Below are 24,166 nucleotides of genomic sequence, written 5' to 3'. Positions count from 1 at the left end.
TGAACATCAATATCTCATTACGACAAAAAGGTTTCCGTCGCAATGAGATGCCTGCTCATTGGTTTTCGAAGTACTCGAGGATATCTTTCAAACTTTCTTGTAGTGATAAGGTGGGTTTCCAGAATAATTGACGTAGAGAGGTATTTTCAAAATGAATGTCAGATGTGTGGTGAAAGTGGTCGGTAAATAATGGAAGATCGCTTTGTGACAGCTCCTTCAGCATTTTTGCAATCTTTAAAAAGGTGAAGGTTTCACCTCTGGCTACTGTATAGCTATGATTCCTTTCCCCTTTAAGCAAGATTAAATCGTAGGCTGCAATGGCGTCTCTTACATCTACAAAATCCCTATGATCGAGGATATTATGAAAGTGAAAAGTTTTCGATTTATCTTCCCGGTAATGTAAACATTTTTGGGCAAGTAGAGAGCATATGCCATTTGAATTTCCTGGACCTATCAAATTGGAAGGTTTTGCTATTCGTATATCCAGGTCATAGAACGTTGACCAACTGGATGATATGAGAATTTGCATATATTTAGATAAGCCATATGGATGATTGGGATGTTGTGATTGACAAGGATTATACTCGATAACAGAGCCAACGATGAGAATAGTCGATTGGGGCACAGCTTTTTTTACAGCCTCAAGAAGATTCATCGTTCCTATTACATTTGTGTTTATGGTCGAGATCGGATCTTCCCACGAGCGACCACTATGATTCTGAGCAGCAAGGTGAAGAATAAAACGTGGTTGAATAGATTTAAGCATATCACTTAAAGCATCTGCATTCATCAAATCACAGTTCACCTGCCGAACCTTTTTCTGGGGATGTTGATGGTGACGAACTGCACCGTAGACCTCATACCCTTTATTAACGTAATACTCACATGCATGCCTTCCTGTAAAACCAGATGCACCCGTAATAAAGACTTTACTCATTTCTCTTTCATCCAATCTCGAAGTTCATTCAGCATCTCCCTGTAGCTTTTAACCGGAAACTTGTAATCCCTTCTAGTATGAATAAGAGTCTTATCATGCCTTGGCTCCTCTACAGGGAGAATATCTACTTCATCGTGCTCGAAAATTTCCTTGAATAAAAGCAGGAGCTCAAATTTGGATATCTTTTGATCGACACTCAAATGATATAGCCCTGAAATATTCTCCACTATCAATGCTTGTATGGCCTTTGCCAATTCAAGGGTCGTTACACCATTCCAGAAGACATTTTTATATCCTTTTATACTTCCTCTCTGTTGAAGGAACCAATGGAGGAGACCTATACCGTCCTTTTTTAATTCCGGGCCTATGATGGATGTACGGACGGTCAGATGAGGGGAAGATTCGATTTCGCCAAGTGATTTTGATTGGGAATAAACGTTCCAACCATCTTTTTGGTCCTTTTCAGTATACTTTCCTTTGTCTCCAGAAAAAACACAGTCTGTGCTGATGTGGACCAGCTTACCTCCGTATTCATTTACCATGTCCCTCAATGAGTGAGGTAAAAGACTGTTCACTTGGATGGCTTCTTTCACATGAGCTTCGGCGTAATCGTTAAGAAGACCTGTTGCGTTGATGATGATTTCGGCCTTATGCTCCAACACAACCTTTCTTACATTTTCCAGGTCCCTTACATCTAATAAAATACCTTTCTTATCTTCTTTTCTAACCGTATATAAAACGTGATGGCCACAACGTTTCAAATGTTCTACGATGACGTGACCTGCCATTCCGTGGCCCCCCAGAACAAGTATGTTCATTCTAGAAAACCCCCGTCTTTCAGCATTGTTTTGATCTGTTCATACTGTATGATATTGTCACTGGAAGAATACGTATCTAAATCTACTTGGGGGAAGTCCTCGTAATATTCCATTAACCCCTTGATAGGTATGGTTGGAAGGATGACAAAATACTCGCTATCATACACTATCGTATTATGACTTTCAAATTCAGTTAAGAGAAGCTCGTGGAGTTTCTCTCCTGGACGGATTCCTGATTCCTCAACAATCACTTCCTTGTCAGGAGAGTACTGATCAATTAATACTTGAGCAAGATCGATGATTTTACACGTTGGCATCTTCATAACAAAGATTTCTCCTCCATGACTTTCAAATGTTGCCTTGAAAAGCAGTTTAATTGCATCCTTGATCGTAAGAAAAAAACGGGTCATTTTTTTATCTGTAATACCGATTTTGGATTTGGTCTTGATTCCATGCTTGAATACATGTATGACACTTCCATTTGTACCCAATACATTCCCTCCACGAACACAGACGAACTTTGTTTTATCCGTTATTACATTTGCATTAATGATCAATTTCTCTCCCATCGCTTTTGTAAATCCATAGAAATTGGAAGGATTCGCGGCTTTATCAGTAGAGATATTAATGACCTTTTCAACATTATTTTCAATTGCTGCATCTATAATATTCTGTGTGCCCATTACGTTTGTTTTCAATGCCTCCAAAGGCTGGAATTCACAGACAGGAACGTGTTTAAGAGCAGCCAGGTGAAAGATGTAATCGACCCGTCGAGTGGCTTCCGAAACCGCTTCTTTGTCTCTTACATCCCCAATGATGAACGTCAACTTTGGATGATTCTCAAATTTTTGTTTCATTAATACCTGACTCGTTTCATTCCTGGAAAATATACGAATCTCCTTTGGATCTTTTTCGAGCAGTTGAGATACCAGTTCATTTCCCCATGATCCAGTACCCCCCGTCACAAGAATTGTTTTATTAGTAAACAATGTCTGAACCCCCTAGTAGAATATTAATCACTTTATCAGAAACATTTGTATCAAGATACTCGGCTGGACAAATCCATTGTGATGGTTTCGAGCACATTACCTTTACACCATTTAAAATGGCCGTTTCCTTTAACCCTGAAATGAAATTGCTGCCGCAATCCACCGTTTCTGGCCGCTCCGTAGTCTTTCTGACCGTTACAGTCGGAATATGAAATATACAGCATTCCTCTTGAACGGTCCCGCTGTCAGTCAACACACAAAACGCGTTTTTCTCAAGTTTAATGAAGTCAAAAAAACCGAATGGTTCGTGAAGCTCGATTAATGGATGTAATTGTAAATGAGGAGATGAATGTAGTTTGGATCGAGTTCTAGGATGAGTACTGAGGATGATCCTCTTTTTATAAGTGTCACCCAGTTGGTTAAGTGCATTCACGATAGTAGATAAATGTGTCGGGTTGTCAACGTTTTCGGCACGGTGGATGGTCGCCAGGAAGTATTCTTTCTTCTCCAATTTTAACTCATGAAGGATGGAGCTACCTTCAATCTGTACATCATATTGACTGAGAACTTCGAAGATCGGGTTTCCTGTAATGATGATTTTACTGGATGTCATGCCCTCATTGAGTAAATTGGTCTTGCTGTATGGTGTGTATACAAGATTATAGGAAGAAACTGCATCAATAATTTTCCGGTTTTTTTCTTCAGGAACATTCAAGTCAAAACAACGATTTCCAGCTTCCATATGGACGACAGGAATCATCATTCTTTCTGCAAGGATTGCGCTCAATCCGCTATTTGTATCACCCAACACCAGTACTTTGTCCGGCTTTTCTTTCAATAAGATTTTCTCCAGCTCTTTAAATAAAGATGAAAGTTGTTCTCCAAGTGATTGTTGTTTACCTGCCAACAGATAATCCGGCTCTCGTAGTCCCAGTTCTTTAAAGAAGACCCCATTTAAGGAGTGGGTAAAATTCTGCCCTGAATGGACAATAATATGTTCATCCGCCAGCAAATCCAACTTCTTCATGATTAAACTCAATCTGATGATTTCTGGCCGCGTTCCCAAAACAGTTACAATTTTCATGATCACCTCTCCTTTTTCTTTCTCTTATATATCTATGTTTAGAAGGGGGTCATGTCCTAGACTACTCTCTCTAATTTCAAAAAAGGCTTATACCCTAAATTTTTTCATAGACCATTTAGGAAAGTATCCCCATATTTCTGCTATCATGTGTTAAAAACCAAAAGGGCTTACAGATTTTTATAGTATTTAACAAGTTTACATAACTCAAGAGTTAAACTGTTATAAATGCTCTACTATCAAATATAATTCAGACATTACCTGATCCTGTTTTTCCATTGAATGGCTTTAGAGTATAACTGGACCATTTTCCGTCCTAATATATTTACATCCCACATTTCTTTCCCCTTTTGAGAAGCATATTTACTCATTTGGTCGCGTATTGAAGGATTATTCAAAAGGTATTCTATCTTCTCCGACAACTGCCTGCTATTCCCTTTTTCTATAATAAAACCATTCTTGTTGTTTTCAACCATCTCCGGAAGTCCTCCAGCATTGCTAACAATTGTAGGAACACCCAGTAACTGTGCTTCAATTACTGCAAAAGGCTGATTTTCCTGCAGGCTCGGAAGAACAAGCATGTCCGATTGGTATAATATCTCTTTCACTTTTGAAGTATTTCCCCAGAATAATACATTCTTCTCGACCCCTAGATTTCGGCAACTTTCTTTTAAAGTTGTTTCAAGTTCCCCCTCACCCAAAATCCAACATTCCCACTTATCTCTGGATCTCAAGAATGAGAGAGCTTCTATTAAATTGTGCAGTCCTTTTAAATAGACCAGGCGACTATTGACTAATATGATCTTCTTCGCACCCTTGCGCTTGAAAGGGGAATCACCATTAAATTGAGAAAGCTCTACTCCATATTTATAAGTATGAATATGGAATGTATCAATTTTGAATTCTTTTTCGATGATTCCTCTCATCCATTGACTTGAAGTATGGATGAAATCACTGGATTCAAATCCTACTTGTTCAAGGCGGGCATAATACTGAAGTATGAATGAGTTCCATATCGCTTTATCCTCAATACTAGTATTCAAGGATTTATACTGATGGAATATGGCACCAGTTAAATATCCATGACCACTGGTAATCAGCGGGACCCTAAGGGGCTTTACACGACTAAGTGCCACTGCGGAAATGACATCCTGTGCATGAATGATATCGTACTTAGTCATGTCAACATTGGAAACACCCTGCTCAAATATATACCGATTTAATTCCGCATGATATACCCAGGCATTTCTCGGCAAATGGGGAACAGACCTCATTAATTTCTTTTCAACATAGGAACGATACTGGCTAAGATCAATCACTGTTTCACTACCCAATATAACTACTTTTGAGTTATTATCCCTTGTACATAAAATATCTACATTATGACCTTGCCCGACAAGATAAGCCGACAAGTTAGAGACAAAAGACCAGATACCTCCCCCTGGTAGAGGAAACACTGTCGCAATTAATATATTCATCAATCATCAATCCTTTGGAAATTGTTCTAGGATGGATTTTAATCGTGTATCTGGTATGGTGAGTTTCTTGTGATTAAAAGAATTGTGGATTTTATTCCCGTTACTATTAACGCCTGATCCACGTTTTCCATACACATGCCTAAGGTAATTTTTTCTTGGTAACATGTATTTCACTCCATTTAACAAAATGATGTATTACGATCATGCTGCTTGATTGATTAACGAATAGCTGCCATTTCAATGAATTGAATAGATTACATTGAAGTTATACTCCTCAAGATTTTTTTCCCAAACAAGCATGTTGGATTTAATATTGAAACATGATAGCCTTGTTGGCATGACACCAAAATCACCAACATATTCGGTTGAGCCGTCTTTATTTTTCTTACTTGTCGGACGTATTCTAGAAAATCCCACCAACACCAAATCTTCTGATATAGGCTTAATTCCCCTGCACCATCCGATTTTCTCTTGATGTTTGCTGATTTCTACAAGGTTCACTACTCTCTCCATTTTAAGTGTGTTAGCGTTTACGATGACTATTCTTCCGTCAACTTGTGTAAAATAGATTTTCCCATTATAGACGACCCCATCATGTATTAGCTGACGACCTATGTTTATTCTCTTCATTCTGTCGGTTAAACAAATGGCGTCCTTTTGAAGGCACCTGGTCACCCAAATTTCATCATTTAGTTCAAAAACAAAATTGGGATGTGACAAGTGCGGTTTTGTAGTAGGAACTTTCCGATAATCAATATTTGGATCGAATCGGCTCCATGGCCCTTCGCCCATCACATTCCAGAGATTCACAATCCCACCTGCTGGATTTATTTCAGCTACCATATCCAATCCTGTGTTAGCGACCAATAGGTTTCCATTCTTCCTTGGTGTCACATGATGAACATCATTGAATAATGGTAAACTATAGTAGTCTATGAGCTTATGAGTAATGGCATTGTAGACTAGGATTTCTGTTTGGGTACATACAAACAGCCTATTATCTTTTAATGAAGCGGCTGTAAATGAAATGGAAGCTTCATGTGCAGGACAGACCTCCTGCGGAGAAATATATTCGATGACTCTTTCTGCTTCTTTGGTCGCCACATTCAATTTTAAGACTACCGCTTTTTTAAACTGTTCCCAATCCTTCATCACTTTTGATTTTTGCTCTGCCCCTACAAGGTATAAATCGTTCAACCCTATCACCTCATTATAATTAAAATTAATCTACCTATCGGATAGCAGGTCCCGATTTTAACAACTACGAATATTTTAAGGCTTTCCGAATAACTTCTCCCGATATTCTATGTAATGCTTGTATCTTTTGACATAAAAATCTAATAAAATAAGGCATTCTCCAAAATATTAGCCACTTAGCCCTCTACAAACAGGGTTAACTTACATATAAGAATAATAGGATTGTTTATTTGCTCGTATTAAATGATTGGAGGATATCAAATGAAAATACTATTCGTTTTTTATGTACCTAGTGGAGGAGTTGAAACGTTAAACAGGCAAAGATCCATCGCCCTAAAACAAGCGGGGATCCGGTGTGATTTTTTATATTACAGTAAACGGCGAGAATTATTGAATCATGAGAAATCAAATGTATTCATTACGAATGATGATCAGGAGATCAAGAACATTTTACAAAAGGGAAAATATGATGCCATGGTGATCACTTCCGATTATGCGGCAATGGAAAGGTTCAGAAACCTAGGATTTAAAGGGAAAATCATTCTTGAGATTCAAGGGTTTGGACCTCAGAATGTGGCTCGGGCACAATTACAAAATGCAATACCATATGTACAGAAGTATTGTCACGCACTCCTGTATCCCAAGACTCCCCATATAGGGGTGATTTTCAGAGAGTTCTTCAAATCCACTCCTATTTTTGAGTTTAATAATTGCTTTGATCATAAAGCCTTCACCTACCAAAAGCATCCTAAAAAAGATAGAGCTATTGTTGCCTGGATTGGTAGATTAGAGGACAACAAAAATTGGCGTGAATTTTTACACATTGGTCAACAATTGATTAAAACGAATAAAATGATTGATTTATACATGTTTGAGGACCCAAGCTTGTCCACCCCAAAGGAGCGAAATGATTTTATCCAATTGAAAAACAGATTGAACCTAGATAAATATGTACATGTACTACAAAATGTACCGAATAATCAAATGCCTGGTTACTTCTCGAGAATCGGCGATTCCGGAGGATTTCTTTGCTCAACCTCAAAAGTGGAAGGGGCTCCCTATTCTTTGTTAGAAGCTATGAGCTGCAGGTGTCCCGTTCTAACAACAGACTCAGATGGAGTGAGGAGTTCGATCTTGCATAACCAATCCGGTAAGTATTATCAAATCGGAAACATTCAGCATGCCGTTCAACAAGCGGAAGAACTCATGCATAATTCCAAACTCCGTAATTACATCATCGAAAATGCTCTGCTTCACTTAAAATCTCAGTTCAGTCATGCACAGTACTGTAAACATTTCACACAAATGCTAAAGTCTATAGGTTTATAGATTCCTTTTGATTTAAGGGCACATGTTCAATCAAAGCTTCGTCCAATAGCATATGCTATTAAAAATAGCAAAAGGTGAGATGTCATTTGAAAGCACTCGTTACTGGCGGAGCAGGGTTTATAGGCTCCCATTTAGTGGATACACTTATCTCCAAAGGCTATAGTGTTCATATTATCGATAATTTAAGCAGTGGTAAGAAGGAGTATATAAATCCTTTAGCCATTTTTCATGAGTTGGATATTTCTACTCCTGCGGCACAAAAAGTCATCCTTAAGGAAAAACCCGATTATATTTTTCACATGGCTGCCCAGGCTGATGTGTCCCGATCCACCTCTGCCCCACTAGATGATATGGACACAAATGTTGCAGGAACCATCAATTTATTGAATGCGTGCAGGCAGTATCCTTTGAAGAATTTCGTTTTTTCATCTACATCAGCGGTTTATGGGAATGTCTCCAGTCAAATGATTGACGAATCACACAAGACTTCCCCAATATCGTTCTATGGTTTATCAAAGCTTACCGCTGAAAACTATATAAAACTATTCCACGATACCTTCCAGATTCCATTCACCATCCTTCGGTATGGAAACGTCTATGGGCCCAGGCAAACGTCTAAAGGAGAAGGAGGGGTCATTGCTGTATTTCTGGAGAAACTTAAGAAGCATGAACAGTTAAAAATCAATGGGGACGGGCTTCAAACACGGGACTATGTTTTTGTACAAGATGTGGTGGAAGCAAATATTGCAGCAACCGACAAAGGTAATCAGATGATTATGCAAATAAGTACAGGGGAAAGAACATCGATTCTTCAATTAATCGACTTATTGAAGAATTATCATACTAATGAAATTCACGCCTTCCATACAGTGGATAGACAGGGAGATATTAAGCATAGTTGTTTAGATAACACTCTTGCAAAACGTATATTATCCTGGAAACCCTACTATTCCATTCAAGATGGAATGAGGGAAACCTATTTGTCCTACTCCTTCTAAATACCTCGAACATTAAAAAATCATCAATCAATTTACAAACCCAATTGATTGATGATTTTTTGATAGATAAAATTAGTACTTTTTGCGGGAAATATTAAAGAAATTCTGATATTTCCTTTGGATATACTGTGATTCTTTGACCATCCCCCCCCCGTGTTTTGCAGAACCCATTCTGGGATGGACCCGATATAACAGAAGCACTTCATCCAGATAATGCATCTTAGTATAAAGGCTCAAGCGGCACCACATCTCGTAGTCCTGTGTGTATTTCAGTCTCTCATCAAACCACCCTGCCTGCTTTATTAAATCGATTTCCGCCATTACAGTGCATCCATTCACAGGGCATGCTTTTAATAGGAGGTTCTGAAATGCATCTCTATTCATTTTCCTGGAGTGGATCTCGTTCATCACTTTATTATTTATATCAATGGTTTTAAATGCTGTATAAGATACTTTAGAGCCAATTGACTTCATATAAGCAAGTTGCCTGGCGATTTTGCTTGCTAGAAACATATCATCTGAGCTCAACCAGGCAAAATATTTCCCTGTTGCTTGCCTTATACCCTCATTTAAAGCGGAGGCCGTTCCACCATTTGACTTCCTTATATACTTTATCCTGTTTTTGAAAGGTTGAATTTTTTCAACATATTGAGTTGAACCATCATCTACAACGATGACTTCAATATCATTATAGGTCTGACGAAGAGCGCTCTGAATGGCTTGGTCAATATATGCGCAATTGTAAAATGGAATAATAATAGATACCTTCACTTAGTTTTCCCCTCTTTCATCAAAATAAGTGATAATACCAATCTATGTAAATAACAGAAGGGTGCTTGTATCATTACCCAGTCCATAGAAAAAGAGTGCATTCAGCACTCTTTCATTCAATCATAATGTCGATATGTTTAACCTTTCCATTATTGATCTTGTAACATCTTAATTCTTCTTTCCCTCCTCCGATAGCAGCTATAAAATAATAAACCTCCGGAAATTGTGAGAAAGTAACATCGTCCTTTGAAGGGACAGGACTTCCATACGGATGGGAATGATATATCCCCATAAAAGCTTCCCTTTTATGAAGCATTTCACCCATAATGTGATCCTGTTCATCGGGATCGATGGCAAAAGAATATGGTGTAGGTTCTGTATTTCTCATTGGCCAAATCGTCTGACAAAGATTCATGGAACCTGAAATTAACCCGCAAGCTTCATTCGGAAGCCCCTTTTTAACTTCAATCATCATCCTTTTGTACACTCGCTTAGGCATTCTTACGATTTCTTTAGGCGTTGCACCCGCAGCCCTTAAATTTAAATTTCGTCCTCTTAACTTCCATTTTGATTCGATCCTCTTTCTTAATTCCAATGGGTACTCTTTTTCTACGCATATAAATATTGTTGAGATCTTTGGATTGCATTTTTATCCCCCCTTTCAATTCACCTTATATACTTGTTGGGATTAAACATGGTACGTTTTGATTCAGATGCCATAGGAATATTACCGTATTCATCGAATTGAGGATTAACATGAGGAATTTGCTTTTTCTGCTGCTTCATATTTTTGTAAATTTCGTTTTTCTTTTTGGAATGAGATTGAAGGTCTTTCCTTAGTTTATCCAACTCCTTTTCCATTTCAACTTCACGATTACTTTTTTCCTTTTGCTTACCTGTATATTTTTCATTCAATAAACTTACTTCTTTTTCAAGGTCTTTTTCTCTTTGTTTATAATCTTCCAATTGATTCTTTAATAAATGAAGCTCATCCTCATAATATTCTTCAACTTTCTTTAATTCATCGTTCAATACACCTATTTTCTGTAAATAACTCTTGGTTGTTTCCTCTTTTTCATTGTTCTTTTTCAACGTCTCCTCCACTTCATTGAATTTCATTGAATACGATACCAATTGCTCTTCAATCAGATTGAGTTTCTTCAGTATTTCCGGATGATTGTTTTTCTCTTCTTTACCCCATAAAAATTTCCACACTATTGTATACCACCTTTCTTTAATTGGACGCATGTATTGTTTTCGGTGCATTCGTAACCAATCAATCAGAGGAACGAAAGCGTTTTTATATACTTCAACTTCAGCGGATTTTTTTTTCTCTGAAAGAAAGTACTCATTCGTTTCAATTAATAAAGAGATAGCTCCATTTTTAATTTTTTCGAGTGGCGATCTCATGTGACTCTGAGCGCTTTCGTAAAATACTTTAACTTCCGGGATTGGTGTAGGTGCAAGATAGGCATCCTTTGAGTTATCATGGATACTTTCTTCCTTATATGCAACCTGAGCGTAATTGTCATTGGTCAACTCATGTTCATGGGAAAGGGATTTCTTCATTAATTCCTGTTGCAGTTGTAGATCAAACTCAAATTCCATTTCAATATTTTGAAGCAGAAATTCAATTTGTTCTGTCAACATTAGGATGGTATGATGATTTTCCGCAATTTCTAATTGATACACCAAATGTTTGGATCTTTCTCTGGACAATTCTTCTGACACATTTTTAATTCTTCTCGAATAATGATTATAGAGAGATTCAATTTCTTCAGATATCATATGAATATCATTCATTAACTCAGGGTGGTCTGTGGCATGGTTAAGCTTATACTCCTCCTCGGTCACCTTTTTCACCTCCAATAATTCCTTTGTTTTATCTTATGTATGGTTTGTTTACATGTTAAAAAAAAAGGAGAGAGTTCTCTCTCTCCCTCATTTAATTAGTCATCTAAGTCTCCAAGTAAGTCTGCAAATGTTTCACACTCACCAAACTCAACCAACGCATCTACTACTCCACTATCGAAGATTACAACATTAGCTGTATTTCTTAAGATTAAGCGGAAGCCTTCTGTAGGTGCATCAAAAATTTGAAGTTCATAGAATAGTTGTTCAGGTGCACCGTCAAAGTAACGAATTCCTTCTCCAACTGCAGTAAGAGCATCGTCACCACAGGTTACTCTATCGATAGATGATGGATCGAAAGTAAAGGTGAAATCAGGTTGGAATCCTGTTGCTGTCGGTGCAGGAGTAGGACCTACTTCTGTATCAGTGAAAGAGTAAGACCATGTACTGTCTGCAAGTGAGCACTCTTGACAAATTTCAGCTCTTAAAGTTGATAGACCCGTTACTATATCAGCTGTTGCTCCAGTTCCGAATGTTGCTTCAGTATCTTCGTTTCTTGCAAGAGCAGTTGCCTGGCATTCACAGTTATCAACCGGGAATAATCCTGGACATTGACGAGGGAATTCTAGTAAGCTCAGGTCACATTTGAGTCTTTCTTCAGGTACTGGAATATTATTTGGACGTGGGAAACAGAATTTAGCCAATACTTCAAGTTTAACCGGAAACTCTACTTGAACATCTTTACATAGTACGACTTTCAATGGGATCATTGGTCCAAATGGATCCGGCCCCATTAATACTCCACCAGAAGTCGCAATTACTTGAGTCGCCCTGATGTTTAAGTTGTCATTTGTAATTCCTGTCGGGACGCAAAGCATAATTTCGTCGGTGAATTGAGTGCGAATAGTAAATGAACACTCTGCAACCCCATCGATTAAAATCGTAACGTCTACAGGTACTGTCCAGACAATAAGAACTTTACCAGGATTACCATTTTCAATGATAGAACCTGATACACTGACGTCAGATGGGTCTACTGGAGCAGTTTGCACCTCTACTCTTTGACCTGCCGCAAGAGCTGCGCTTACCGCTGCACGACAAGCTTCATCAGGAATGAAATTCTTGTTCTCATACTTGTTCGCAAAGAACACCCAGTCATATACTTTGTCTACACGAATACATTCTGGTGCTAAATCATTCGGATCCAATGGAATCGGAGACGGAGATGGTGTAGGAGTCTGGGAACCCCTAATTTGTTTACGCTTCTTCAAAAAAATCCTTCCTTCCTTTAAATGAATATTTATATCACACTATATCCTATGGACGATAAAGAATTTGGTATAGAGTAAATACCTATTTATTCAAAAAAAATTAATAGGCTTATTAATAGTTTTTCAAATACTATTAAAAAATAGGCTAATTCTATAGACATTTGACTGTACTTCTAACTCTGATCTTCATATCATATAACATAAGGAAAGGGGGAATGTATAACCTTTAACTAATTGCTCCACTTGTGATGTTAAATGATCAAAACTACAATAAACTGACATTCATATATAATACTTCAAAAACAAGCTTCTGATTGGTTACGCTTACTCTTTAAAATGAATATTACGAACGTAAACGCTTTTCTTATCATTGCAATGATATTAATTATAAATATAAAAGTCATGTAAACGCTGGGAAGTTTACATGGCTTATTTTATGGACAAATAGCGTTCGTCTCGGTTGGTACATATACATAATAGTAAAAGCATACAGAAAGGAGTATTCAGACGTGAAATACCTTTCACCAATCCAACTTCAACAGCAAATCATCCATTATAGATCTGAATTGGAGAAATACAAACATAAATGTTCAACCTTGGAAAGGCACTATCTTGCTCAACAATACAACTCCATAAAAAAAGAAAATCGACGTTTAGAAAACTCGAACGAAGATTTTCGAGTACAGATTGAAAAAAAAGATGCAGAAAATGAACAATTATCCTTAAAATATCAATCCACCTATAAATCTCAGGAAAAGGAAATAAAAAAGCTTCGTTACACCATAAATCAATTAAAGGATCAACTGCGTAAAATAAACCATCTATATTCATCGGAATTAAAAACATTGGTCGAACATTATTATTCAACAAATACTTCCCTTGAAAAGGAAATCATTTCATCACAAGTGGACCAATGTTATCTAATAAAAGAAAAAGAATTATTAACGATAAATATACAACAAATGGAAAAGCAATTATTTATTAAAGAATTAGAATTACTGGAGATGGAAGAACTCATCGAGGAACAGAATATTCAATGGAATGAAGAGAAACAACATATACTCAGACTGAATAGCTTTGAAAAGCATAAAAACAATAACCTCTCGAATCAGAACGAATCCTTAAATATGGAGCTTTACGAAAAAGAAATGGAACTTCTTAAGTTGAAGGAGCAAATTGAGGAATTAAAAATTGAGGGGACATTACAGGTACAACATTTGCTTATGGGGAAAAGCTTTGGGGAACATAATAACTACAATCTCTTGGAACAAAACGAATCTTTGAAGGCTCAACTTTACTTAAGAGAAATAGAATTGTATGAAGTCCAACAAACTTTTTCGGAATCTACATCCCATTACGAGGACTTACTTACCACCAAAGCGAATCAGCTTGAACACGCATCGAAAATGCAAATCGAAAAAACAGCCCATATCCAAAAGATCGAAACATCACTGAAAAGACTGTTGGAAGAAAAAGAGGCCTATACCACTGCCCTTCATACCCTAAGAAAGAACATTAAACGGATGAAGGAAGACGTATTCAGCTTCAAAGAGGAAGATTCAGCTGAAATGAAAAATAAAATAAAAAGCTATGAAAACACAATTCAGCACCTGCAATTCACAAATGCTCACTTAATTGAAGAAATCAATAAATTAAAAAACCGGGCACCAAAATAAGGAGCCCGGTTTCTTCTATTACATAAATTCTTTGACTAATTCATCAAATTTATCTTCATCTAACTTTAATTCATGTGTACTCAATGGCTCTTCAGAATACCCGGTAACAAGATCCTGGTATGAAGGCTGTTCTTTGTTTTGATAGATCAATCCAGTTACTAGTCCATCCTTCTCCATGAGCGTATTCATTGCTTGCTCACGATTTGATGGATCATAGCCTTCAAGATCCGAGAGCTTTGTCAGGTTCTCTTTAAACCAATCGTACGTATTAATCTTATTATATGTTACGCAAGGGCTAAATACGTTGATCAATGAGAAGCCTTTATGATTTAGACCTGCTTCAATGATCGCCGTCAGCTCTTTCAAGTCAGAAGAGAAACTTTGGGCGACGAAGGTTGCACCTGCTGTCAGTGCCATTTCCATCGGTGCCAGTGCTGGCTCAATGCTTCCTTGAGGTGTAGACTTTGTCTTAAAACCTGATGACGACCGCGGAGAAGTCTGTCCTTTAGTCAGCCCATATATCTGGTTATCCATAACGATGTATGTGACATCTACATTACGACGGATCGCATGGATTGTATGGCCAAGGCCAATGGCAAATCCATCTCCATCCCCGCCTGAAGCGATGACGGTTAAATCCTTATTCGCCATTTTTAATCCTTGAGCGATAGGAAGGGAACGTCCGTGAATGCCATGAAAACCGTACGAGTTAATGTAACCTGATATACGTCCGGAACAACCTATTCCGGAAACGACTGCTAACTGTTCAGGGTCCAGCCCTACGTTTGCCGATGCCCGTTGAATCGCGGCTTGAACAGAGAAGTCTCCACACCCAGGACACCAGTTGGGTTTAACATTATTTCTAAAATCTTTAAAGGTAGCCATGGATCAGATCAACTCCTTACATCTTGAATGAATTTCATTTGGTAAGTATGGTGTTCCATCATACTTTGTCATTTTTGTGATTTTATTTCCATACCCTACGTTCATTTTGATTATATTGGCTAATTGTCCAGTGGCATTATTTTCAATCACGACCACTTTCTTCGCTGATTGCATCAATGGCTCCAGCTCATCTGCAGGAAACGGATGGATTAAGCGGACATGAGCATGATTCACTTTCAGCCCATCAGCTTCAAGACGTTCCATTGCTTCTTCAATTACTCCACGTGTCGAGTTGAAACCGACTAATAATAAATCGGCTTCTTCATGTGGTGCATGAGTGTGGATTGGATTGTTAAAGTGGATGCTTTCCACTTTGCGCATACGTTTATCCATCTGTGCCTGCCTGTTTACTGGAGATTCAGACGGCTTCCCTGTTTCATCATGTTCGACTCCTGTTACATGATGAATACCGTTTTTCATTCCAGGAATGACACGTGGTGATACACCATCTTCCGTCACTTCAAAACGTTTAAAGTATTTCTTTGCCTCTAATTCATTTAATTCCGATTCATTACCGACAAGCTTCCCTCTACGAATTTCCACTTTGCTGTAATCAAGAGGTTCAACTGTTTGCTTCCCTAATGAAAGCTGAAGATCAGAAAGAATGATGACTGGACATTGATACTCTTCGGCTAAATTAAACGCCTCTACAGTATCATAGAACGCTTCCTGTACAGTACTTGGAGCGAGGACAATCTTAGGAATCTCTCCATGCGTACCGTAAATCATGGCCATTAAATCGGACTGCTCCTGTTTCGTTGGAAGTCCCGTGGACGGCCCTCCTCGCTGAGTATCCACCACTACTAAAGGCTGCTCTGTCATACCGGATAAACCGATTGCTTCCATCATAAGTGAAAGACCAGGTCCAGCTGATGCAGTGAATGAACGGATTCCTCCGTAGTTCGCCCCGATTGCCATTGTTGCAGCTGCAATCTCATCCTCTGTCTGGATAACCGTTCCTCCGACCATCGGAAGCTTCTTAATAAGGTATTCCATGATTTCAGAAGCTGGAGTGATTGGATATGCTGCCATGAGACGAACCCCACCAGCCAGAGCACCGAGAGCAATCGCATCGTTCCCGATCATGAACATCCGCTTATTTCCATCGGCTTCCTTCAGTTGTAATGAACCAACCTTGATTCCAAGCTCATCTTTCATCGATTGAAATCCTTGCTTGATGGCTTCCATGTTTTTCTCAACTACAGTCTCACCTTTACGGCCAAAAATTTCTTCCACAACCTCCTTGAAAACGTCTGGATCCAGGTTGAGAACGGCACAGGTCGCACCTACAGCTACCATATTTTTCATTAACGAAGTTCCCAGTTCTGTTGCTAACTGAGTGAAAGGAATGACATATAAAGAAGCATCCGTATCTTCAGGCTTTTCAGGCTTGAACTTCGCATCAGCAATAATCACACCATCGCTATGTAATTCTTTATAATTCACATCAATCGTTTCCTGGTCAAATGCTACTAAAATATTTAAGTCATCAGCAATTGCACGCACTTGTGTGGTGCTTACCCGAATCTTGTTATTTGTATGTCCTCCCTTAATACGAGAGGAGAAATGGCGGTAACCATATAGGAAGTACCCAAGACGATTGAGGGCCATAGAAAAGATTTCACCCGTACTCTCTATCCCTTCACCTTGCTGGCCGCCAACTTTCCATGAAAGTTGTTCCTTCATTTATTACACCCCTTCAATCAATTTTTGCAACATCTATTAGAGAAGCATATACTCTTCTTTTCGTTCAAACAACCTATTACTACAAAGGATTGTTGTAACTCTTATCTTTGTATACACTCTATCAGTTTATCACTTTTCTATTTAAATCACTACTGTATTAAAGAGATTATGAATGTACAGACTTAATTCCTGGTACAAAAAAACCATTAAAGGTATCTCTTTAATGGCAGGTTTTGTAGTCAATCTGGTATTCTTCCAACAAAGTTTTCAAACAAGAACTTTTTCACTTGTTTCTCGCTATAATATCGTTGGAGTGTATTGATCAAGTTCTGATATTGATCAAATGATGATAATCCTTGTACGGTTTCTGATATCCCGTCGAAATCTGATCCAAAGCCAATATGATCCTCTCCACCCAAACTGCAAACATGTTCGATGTGCCTGATGATATCTGAAATCACCGCGGTTCCTTTTTTGTTTAGAAATGGTGGTACAAACGTGATTCCCATGACACTGTCCTTTTTGATTAACGCTTCAATTTGTTCGTTTTTCAAATTTCGGGGATTTGGACAAATGGAGTAGGCATTCGAGTGAGAAGCAATGGGATAATCAGCAATCTCGATTGTATCCCAAAATGCTTTCTCACATAAATGGGAAACATCTGTCCACAACTTGTTCTCGTTTAAGAATGAAACGACCTCATGGCCAAAATTAGTTAATCCTCCACCCCTTGGCTCCAGTGCTCCATCTGCAGCAGCATTGGCCCAATTCCACGTTAATCCAGCAGAACGTACCCCAAGTCGGTAAAGAATTTCAAGCTTGGTGAGATCCTCTTCTATCGCTTCAATGCCTTCAAGTGTAAGCATTGCCCCGATTTCATCATGCGCTAATTTCTCTATATCACTTTTGGAGGTGATAAATTTTAGTTTAGGGTTGGGTTTCAAGATTTGATTATGAAATAAGTTCACCATTTCCAAGGCAGCTTGAAATCGTTGACCTGGCTTCAAATTGGATGGGATATAAATAGCAAATAATTGTATCTTACTTCTGCTTTCGATCAGTTGTGGATAGGTAATATGTAAAGTGTGCTTCGTTTGAAATGCTTTCTTTCCCGGTTCTAAGTATAACTTCATCAATACATCACAGTGTGCATCAAATAACATGTTTTTTCATCCTTTCAAGTGCCTGACTTTCTTATAATTAATACTATGGAATAATAGAAAGGCTGTCCACTAAAGAATCCTCTCTTTAATGAACAGCCTATGGTTTATTATCTTGGTTCCACGATTAACTTTATCGCCGTACGCTCTTCCCCATCAATCAGAATATCTGTAAATGCCGGGATACATATCAAATCTAAACCACTAGGAGCCACAAAGCCTCTTGCAATCGCAACTGCTTTAACGGCTTGATTTAAAGCCCCTGCACCAATCGCTTGAATCTCAGCTCCTCCTCTTTCACGAAGAACACCGGCGAGTGCACCAGCTACAGAATTAGGATTAGATTTTGCTGAAACTTTTAATATTTCCATTCCTTTTCCTCCTTGTCATTTCCCCCATACCGTATGTCCGTGGTAAAGAACAAACTTGGTATAAATGATTCCACTGATACTATATTCAGGAAATGGACAAATCATTCCGGTCTCACCGAAAAAAGGAAAGAAAACATTTAATATTCTGCCATAAATGGATGGTCTTCGTTAATTAATATACGCTCGATTTTTTTCGCTTTACCCGTTTTTTGATCAACATCTATTAAGCAGGCACTCAAAATTTTGCGTCCTGTCTTTGGTACTTCAAAGCGAACAGGCAAACTTGTCTGAAATCTCTTCAGAACAGAATCCTTACTCATTCCTAATACCTCATCGTATGGGCCTGTCATACCTACATCACACATAAATGCCGTCCCATTGGGCAGGATGCGGTTATCCGCTGTTTGCACATGTGTATGGGTCCCTATTACAGCAGATACCCGGCCATCCAAAAACCAGCCAACAGCCTGCTTTTCACTTGTTGCTTCTGCATGAAAGTCAACGAAGATAATGGACGTTCTCTTCTTTGCTTCTTCAACAAGTTCATCCAGTGCCTTAAACGGGTCATCAAGGGGAGGCATAAAAGTTCTACCTTGGGCATTGATAACGGCAACCTCTTTTCCATACACTTCAGCAAAGACCAGGCCTCTTCCAGGGGTTCCTTCCGGGAAATTCGCCGGTCTCACCATTTGTTTCGATGAGTCAATAAAATTAAAAATGTCTTTATTATCCCAAGTATGATTACCGAGGGTTACCATATTGGCACCATCTTGCAAAAATTGTTTATAAATCTTCTCCGTGATCCCTCTGCCTGAAGCAGCATTTTCCCCGTTAACGATGGTGAAATCCGGTGAGTGCTTCTTTTTTAACTTTGGCAGGTATTCCGTGATCATTTCCCTGCCCATTGAACCGACTACGTCTCCAACAAATAAAATTTTCATGAAATTTCCCTTCTCTATATGTATTAAGTCTTGTAGTTATTGTATCACAAATATCTTACGGTCTATTCATCTGAAAAGGATCCATTATAGGTTTATCCCCCGGATGGATAACATAACGATAAAAAAAGCTGACTCGAAAGGGGAATTTCCCTTTTCGAGTCAACCTCTTATTTCGCGTATTCGACAGCCCTTGTTTCACGGATGACCGTTACTTTAATATGGCCAGGGTAATCGAGTTCATCTTCGATCCGTTTACGGATATCCCTTGCTAATCGGTGAGATTCCAAATCGTCGATGGCTTCTGGTCTAACCATAATACGAACTTCACGTCCTGCCTGTATCGCGAAAGATTTCTCAACGCCTTCATATGACTCTGAGATTTCTTCCAGCTTCTCTAATCGGCGGATATAGTTCTCAAGCGTCTCACTTCTTGCGCCAGGTCTCGCAGCAGATAAAGCATCAGCTGCAGCAACCAGAACGGCAATGATGGACGTAGGCTCTGTATCTCCGTGGTGAGAAGCAATACTGTTAATGACTACAGGGTGTTCTTTGTACTTCGTTGCCAGTTCAACACCAATTTCTACGTGGCTTCCTTCTACTTCATGGTCGATCGCTTTTCCGATATCATGAAGTAATCCAGCACGTTTAGCCAGTCTTTCATCCTCACCAAGCTCTGCTGCTAGTAAACCAGATAGATATGCTACTTCCATTGAGTGTTTTAAAACGTTTTGACCGTAACTTGTACGATACTTTAAACGTCCCAAAATTTTAATTAAATCCGGGTGAAGACCATGAACGCCAACTTCAAAGGTTGTCTGTTCACCAATTTCTCGGATGTATTCATCCACTTCACGTCGGGATTTATCGACCATCTCTTCAATTCGCGCAGGGTGGATACGCCCATCCTGAACTAACTTCTCTAATGCAATTCGAGCCGTTTCTCTACGAATCGGATCGAAACCAGAAAGAATAACTGCTTCAGGAGTATCATCAATAATCAAATCAATTCCTGTTAAAGTTTCCAGCGTACGAATGTTACGTCCTTCTCGCCCAATAATTCGACCTTTCATCTCATCATTCGGTAGGTTCACAACACTAACAGTTGTTTCTGCCACATGTTCTGCAGCACAACGTTGAATAGCCAGTGAAAGGACTTCTTTCGCCTTCTTATCTGCATCTTCCTTCGCACGTGTTTCATGCTCTCTGACCATAATGGCGATATCATGGGAGAGTTCATTTTCAACGCGGTCTAGAATGATTCCTTTCGCTTCATCACGAGTTAAGCTCGAGATACGCTCTAGCTCTGTTTGCTGTGATCGTACCATCTCGTCCACTTTGCTTTCCATCTCTTCAATATGTTGTTGTCTCTCGTTAAGAGTCCCCTCTTTTCTCTCGAGTAAGGCTTCACGCTTATCAAGCGTTTCATCCTTTCGATCGAGGTTTTCCTCTTTTTGCATCAAACGATTTTCTTGTTTCTGCAATTCATTTCTTCGTTCACGAAGGTCATTTTCCATTTCTGTGCGAAGTTTATGATTTTCATCCTTTGCTTCCAAAAGTGCTTCTTTCTTCAGAGCATCTGCCTCGCGCTTAGCATCTTCTAATATATGCTCTGCTGAACCTTTAGCACCAGCAATCTTTGCTTCAGCAATGGACTTACGAATTAGGTATCCAACAACTACACCGACGATAAGGCCAAGCAAAATGGAGATGATTGTTATAGGTTGCATTATTTCACCTCCTCTTGCTATGAACTGTCATCATGTCTTTTACATGTCGGCTTGTACATTGCTCAAAAGAACAAAATATACAGCGCTAGGCTTTCAAATATTCATTCGAAAAATTTGTAAAATATACATGTTAATTTTAAATCTCTGAAAATTTATTGTCAAGGGGTAGAGCCCTCTATCACTAGATTTCTCAAGGGATTTTTTCCAATCGACATAAATTGACACTGTCACTATCAGGTTATGGATGATTTTTTGACACCATCCATCTATTTGAAATTTTTTTGTTGAAATTGGAAGTTAACATCAGAAAACGATTATTTTATATGACCTTCTCAACTATAAGCGATAAGCAAAATACTATTACTATTTTCTACCAATCAATAGCTTATCATACATAATAAAGAGAAGCACACCGAAAATGGCTGCTTCTCTTTATTATGGTTAGTCTTCTAAAAGGCTTAACTCACTTTGATCATCAGTTTCAGCTCGACCTGTGTCCAATCCGTAATGATCACGGATTTTCAGCATGATTTCGCTGCGGATTTCCGGATTTTCTTTAAGGAAAATCTTCGCGTTCTCACGCCCTTGACCTAAGCGCTCTTCGTTATAAGAGTACCAGGCACCGCTCTTCTGAACAATATCAAGCTCCGATCCAAGATCGACGATTTCACCTTCTTTAGAAATCCCCTCACCGTACATGATATCTACTTCCGCTACACGGAAAGGAGGAGCTACTTTATTCTTTACGACTTTAATCTTCGTTTTGTTCCCTACCATTTCATTTCCTTGCTTAAGTGTTTCAGCACGACGGACTTCCAAGCGTACAGAAGAATAGAATTTAAGTGCGCGTCCACCAGGAGTCGTCTCAGGATTTCCAAACATGACCCCAACCTTTTCACGAATTTGGTTAATGAAAATCGCGATGGTCTTAGATTTGTTGATGGCACCTGAAAGCTTACGAAGAGCCTGTGACATTAAGCGGGCTTGAAGACCTACGTGAGCATCTCCCATCTCTCCCTCGATTTCGGCTTTAGGTACAAGTGCTGCAACCGAGTCGATAACGATGGCGTCTACCGCTCCACTACGGACTAACGCTTCAGCAATTTCCAGTGCCTGCTCACCTGTATCAGGTTGAGAAAGTAATAATTCATCTATGTTTACTCCAAGCTTTTGAGCATATTCAGGATCAAGTGCGTGCTCAGCATCAATGAATGCCGCCTGTCCGCCTTGAGCCTGGACTTCTGCAATGGCATGAAGTGCTACTGTTGTTTTACCGGATGATTCCGGACCATATACCTCGATGATTCTCCCTCGGGGATATCCGCCAACTCCAAGAGCTGCGTCCAATGCCAGTGAACCACTTGGGCATGTTACTATTTTTCTATCAGTTTGCTCCCCCAGCTTCATGATAGAGCCTTTACCGAATTGCTTTTCTATTTGTTTTAACGCCATATCTAAGGCTGCTTTACGATCGCTCACAAATCTTCCTCCTTTGAATATAGAACTTGAAATAGACAACTTATAAGCTTGTCTCAAATCCAACCTATCTATACTATAAACGTTTTTATAATAGAAAACAAGAAAAAAATCGAACATTCATTCGGTTTTTTTCTATGTGTGTTTTGGATTGAATTTAGAGCGGTTTCACACAAAAAAACTGCCTTCCATATCAGAAGACAGCCCATGTACAATTACTTACTCAATTCTTTAATCAAATAATACCAACCATACTTCGCCGTTCTCATTCGGTTAGCATTTCGTCCGCCTCCAAGATTCAATAGAAACGTTTTAGTTGGTTGATCTTTCATGGACAACCCAATCCAAACGGTTCCTGCAGATTGACCTCCGTGTGATCCGGGACCTGCTGCACCTGTAAAGCTGATCCCGATATCGGATGATAATAGTTCTCTGACGTTTTCTGCAAGCTCTTGTGCACACTTTTCGCTTACTGAGGTATGCTGTTTAAGTGTATTTTCTTTCACGGAGAGTACCTTCTTCTTAACCTCATCCTGGTAACAAATTACCCCTCCATTCAGGATGGAAGATGCACCTGGTAATGAAGCTAATTGAGCTTGAAAGAGACCCCCTGTTAAACTTTCTGCACATGATAGTGTGAAACCTTTCTCTTTTAATAATTTGAATCCCACCTCGACGAGAGAATCCTCATCATAGCCGTAGAAGTATTCTCCTGCAATATGCATAATCTCAATTTCTAATTCATCCAAAAGGGTGATGGCCACATCTTTCGATTCGTGTTTGGCCGTCAGCCTCAGTGTTACTTCTCCGTCTCCAGCCAGTGGGGCAATGGTCGGATTGGTTTGTTGATCAATCAGATTTTCTAATTCTGTTTCCAGTTGAGCTTCCCCAATGCCAAAAAAGCGCAGGACCCGTGAATGGATGATTTCTTTCTTCTTTAATAGTGTAAGGATAGCCTGTTTGCCGTAAGTACTGAACATCGGTTTCATTTCAGATGGAGGACCGGGTAAAAGCATGTATGCTTTACCATCTTTTTTCAATAGCATGCCGGGAGCCATACCGTAATCATTATTCAACACTTGTGATCCAGATAAAATGAGAGCCTGCTTCTCATTATTGGGAGTCATCTCCCGATTGACCTTTTTAAAATAGCCTTTTATTGATTCCAAGGCGTCTTCGTCCATGCTCAAAGATGTACCTAATGACTTCGCAATGGTTTCTTTCGTCAAATCATCCTTCGTCGGTCCAAGTCCACCAGTGAAAATCAACAAGTCTGCTCTCCCTTGACCTACTGAAATCGCATCATGCAATCGTTCCGGGTTGTCTCCAACACTAGTATGATAGTAGACATTCACCCCCATTTCAGCCAGTTGCTCTGAAATGAATTGAGCATTGGAATTGACAATTTGCCCTAATAATAGTTCTGATCCTACCGCTATAATTTCTGCATTCATCCTTATTCCC

21 protein-coding genes are annotated in these 24,166 nt (G+C 39.0%); 3 read left to right on the top strand and 18 right to left on the bottom strand.

All coding sequences use genetic code 11. The annotated features are described in order from the left end of the window. Positions 1-55: 55 nt before the first annotated feature. From ACYH0O_RS10780 to ACYH0O_RS10755, 6 genes are all read right to left on the bottom strand, one after another. Positions 56-937 carry an NAD-dependent epimerase/dehydratase family protein gene (locus ACYH0O_RS10780; protein WP_482632214.1) on the bottom strand — a complete coding sequence of 294 codons (882 nt, stop codon included), beginning with the start codon at positions 935-937 and terminating at the stop codon, positions 56-58. Beyond that, a complete protein-coding gene (locus ACYH0O_RS10775; protein WP_149155583.1) occupies positions 934-1,755 on the bottom strand; it encodes a dTDP-4-dehydrorhamnose reductase family protein in 822 nt (273 codons plus the stop codon). Before ACYH0O_RS10775 ends, ACYH0O_RS10780 begins: the two co-directional genes overlap by 4 nt. After that, positions 1,752-2,744 (bottom strand): SDR family NAD(P)-dependent oxidoreductase, encoded by a 993-nt coding sequence (locus ACYH0O_RS10770; protein ID WP_149155582.1) that lies wholly within the window; start codon positions 2,742-2,744, stop codon positions 1,752-1,754. The genes ACYH0O_RS10775 and ACYH0O_RS10770 overlap by 4 nt, the downstream gene beginning before the upstream one ends. Continuing rightward, positions 2,734-3,828 (bottom strand): non-hydrolyzing UDP-N-acetylglucosamine 2-epimerase, encoded by a 1,095-nt coding sequence (wecB, locus tag ACYH0O_RS10765; RefSeq protein ID WP_482632213.1) that lies wholly within the window; start codon positions 3,826-3,828, stop codon positions 2,734-2,736. Before wecB ends, ACYH0O_RS10770 begins: the two co-directional genes overlap by 11 nt. A gap of 254 nt (positions 3,829-4,082) precedes the next feature. Continuing rightward, complete coding sequence (locus tag ACYH0O_RS10760; protein WP_482632212.1) at positions 4,083-5,303, bottom strand: glycosyltransferase family 4 protein; 1,221 nt, start codon at positions 5,301-5,303, stop codon at positions 4,083-4,085. A gap of 237 nt (positions 5,304-5,540) precedes the next feature. Continuing rightward, on the bottom strand, positions 5,541-6,500 hold the full coding sequence (locus ACYH0O_RS10755; protein WP_482632211.1) for a YncE family protein: 960 nt from the start codon (positions 6,498-6,500) through the stop codon (positions 5,541-5,543). Between the two features lie 261 nt (positions 6,501-6,761). Here ACYH0O_RS10755 and ACYH0O_RS10750 point away from each other — a divergent pair, with 261 nt between their 5' ends. Then, a complete protein-coding gene (locus ACYH0O_RS10750) occupies positions 6,762-7,829 on the top strand; it encodes a glycosyltransferase family 4 protein (RefSeq protein WP_482632210.1) in 1,068 nt (355 codons plus the stop codon). Positions 7,830-7,915: 86 nt separating this feature from the next. Then, a complete protein-coding gene (locus ACYH0O_RS10745; RefSeq protein WP_149155577.1) occupies positions 7,916-8,827 on the top strand; it encodes an NAD-dependent epimerase/dehydratase family protein in 912 nt (303 codons plus the stop codon). Between the two features lie 72 nt (positions 8,828-8,899). Here the strand turns inward: ACYH0O_RS10745 and ACYH0O_RS10740 are convergent, their stop codons facing one another. The 4 genes from ACYH0O_RS10740 to ACYH0O_RS10725 all read right to left on the bottom strand — a co-directional run bounded on the left by ACYH0O_RS10740 (position 8,900) and on the right by ACYH0O_RS10725 (position 12,720). Next, positions 8,900-9,598 carry a glycosyltransferase family 2 protein gene (locus tag ACYH0O_RS10740; protein WP_482632209.1) on the bottom strand — a complete coding sequence of 233 codons (699 nt, stop codon included), beginning with the start codon at positions 9,596-9,598 and terminating at the stop codon, positions 8,900-8,902. A gap of 112 nt (positions 9,599-9,710) precedes the next feature. Continuing rightward, positions 9,711-10,193 (bottom strand): M67 family metallopeptidase, encoded by a 483-nt coding sequence (locus ACYH0O_RS10735; protein WP_482632208.1) that lies wholly within the window; start codon positions 10,191-10,193, stop codon positions 9,711-9,713. 71 nt (positions 10,194-10,264) lie between these two features. Further along, positions 10,265-11,452, bottom strand: a complete 1,188-nt coding sequence (locus ACYH0O_RS10730) for a hypothetical protein (RefSeq protein WP_482632207.1) — start codon at positions 11,450-11,452, stop codon at positions 10,265-10,267. A 95-nt stretch (positions 11,453-11,547) separates the two neighbouring features. Then, a complete protein-coding gene (locus ACYH0O_RS10725) occupies positions 11,548-12,720 on the bottom strand; it encodes a BMQ_0737 family morphogenetic spore coat protein (protein ID WP_149155573.1) in 1,173 nt (390 codons plus the stop codon). 509 nt (positions 12,721-13,229) lie between these two features. Here ACYH0O_RS10725 and ACYH0O_RS10720 point away from each other — a divergent pair. Further along, complete coding sequence (locus ACYH0O_RS10720) at positions 13,230-14,396, top strand: hypothetical protein (RefSeq protein ID WP_482632206.1); 1,167 nt, start codon at positions 13,230-13,232, stop codon at positions 14,394-14,396. A gap of 18 nt (positions 14,397-14,414) precedes the next feature. On the opposite strand, the gene ACYH0O_RS10715 is transcribed toward ACYH0O_RS10720, so the two are convergent. The 8 genes from ACYH0O_RS10715 to ACYH0O_RS10680 form a co-directional block, all read right to left on the bottom strand. Then, positions 14,415-15,281: a 2-oxoacid:ferredoxin oxidoreductase subunit beta gene (locus tag ACYH0O_RS10715; protein WP_149155571.1), complete on the bottom strand. Its 867-nt coding sequence runs from the start codon at positions 15,279-15,281 to the stop codon at positions 14,415-14,417. Positions 15,282-15,284: 3 nt separating this feature from the next. Next, positions 15,285-17,027: a 2-oxoacid:acceptor oxidoreductase subunit alpha gene (locus tag ACYH0O_RS10710; protein ID WP_482632205.1), complete on the bottom strand. Its 1,743-nt coding sequence runs from the start codon at positions 17,025-17,027 to the stop codon at positions 15,285-15,287. A gap of 239 nt (positions 17,028-17,266) precedes the next feature. Further along, positions 17,267-18,190, bottom strand: a complete 924-nt coding sequence (locus ACYH0O_RS10705; protein ID WP_149155569.1) for a dipeptidase — start codon at positions 18,188-18,190, stop codon at positions 17,267-17,269. Positions 18,191-18,297: 107 nt separating this feature from the next. Next, a complete protein-coding gene (spoVS, locus tag ACYH0O_RS10700; RefSeq protein ID WP_034760060.1) occupies positions 18,298-18,558 on the bottom strand; it encodes a stage V sporulation protein SpoVS in 261 nt (86 codons plus the stop codon). Positions 18,559-18,695: 137 nt separating this feature from the next. Beyond that, a complete protein-coding gene (locus tag ACYH0O_RS10695) occupies positions 18,696-19,499 on the bottom strand; it encodes a TIGR00282 family metallophosphoesterase (protein ID WP_482632204.1) in 804 nt (267 codons plus the stop codon). 167 nt (positions 19,500-19,666) lie between these two features. Continuing rightward, a complete protein-coding gene (rny, locus tag ACYH0O_RS10690; RefSeq protein ID WP_113968155.1) occupies positions 19,667-21,226 on the bottom strand; it encodes a ribonuclease Y in 1,560 nt (519 codons plus the stop codon). 441 nt (positions 21,227-21,667) lie between these two features. Beyond that, complete coding sequence (recA, locus tag ACYH0O_RS10685; RefSeq protein ID WP_148969298.1) at positions 21,668-22,705, bottom strand: recombinase RecA; 1,038 nt, start codon at positions 22,703-22,705, stop codon at positions 21,668-21,670. Between the two features lie 212 nt (positions 22,706-22,917). Further along, a complete protein-coding gene (locus tag ACYH0O_RS10680; protein WP_482632203.1) occupies positions 22,918-24,156 on the bottom strand; it encodes a competence/damage-inducible protein A in 1,239 nt (412 codons plus the stop codon). Positions 24,157-24,166: the final 10 nt, after the last annotated feature.

The sequence above is a fragment of the Rossellomorea sp. H136 genome, from assembly GCF_056838065.1.
This window is presented reverse-complemented; position numbering and strand designations above follow the sequence as displayed.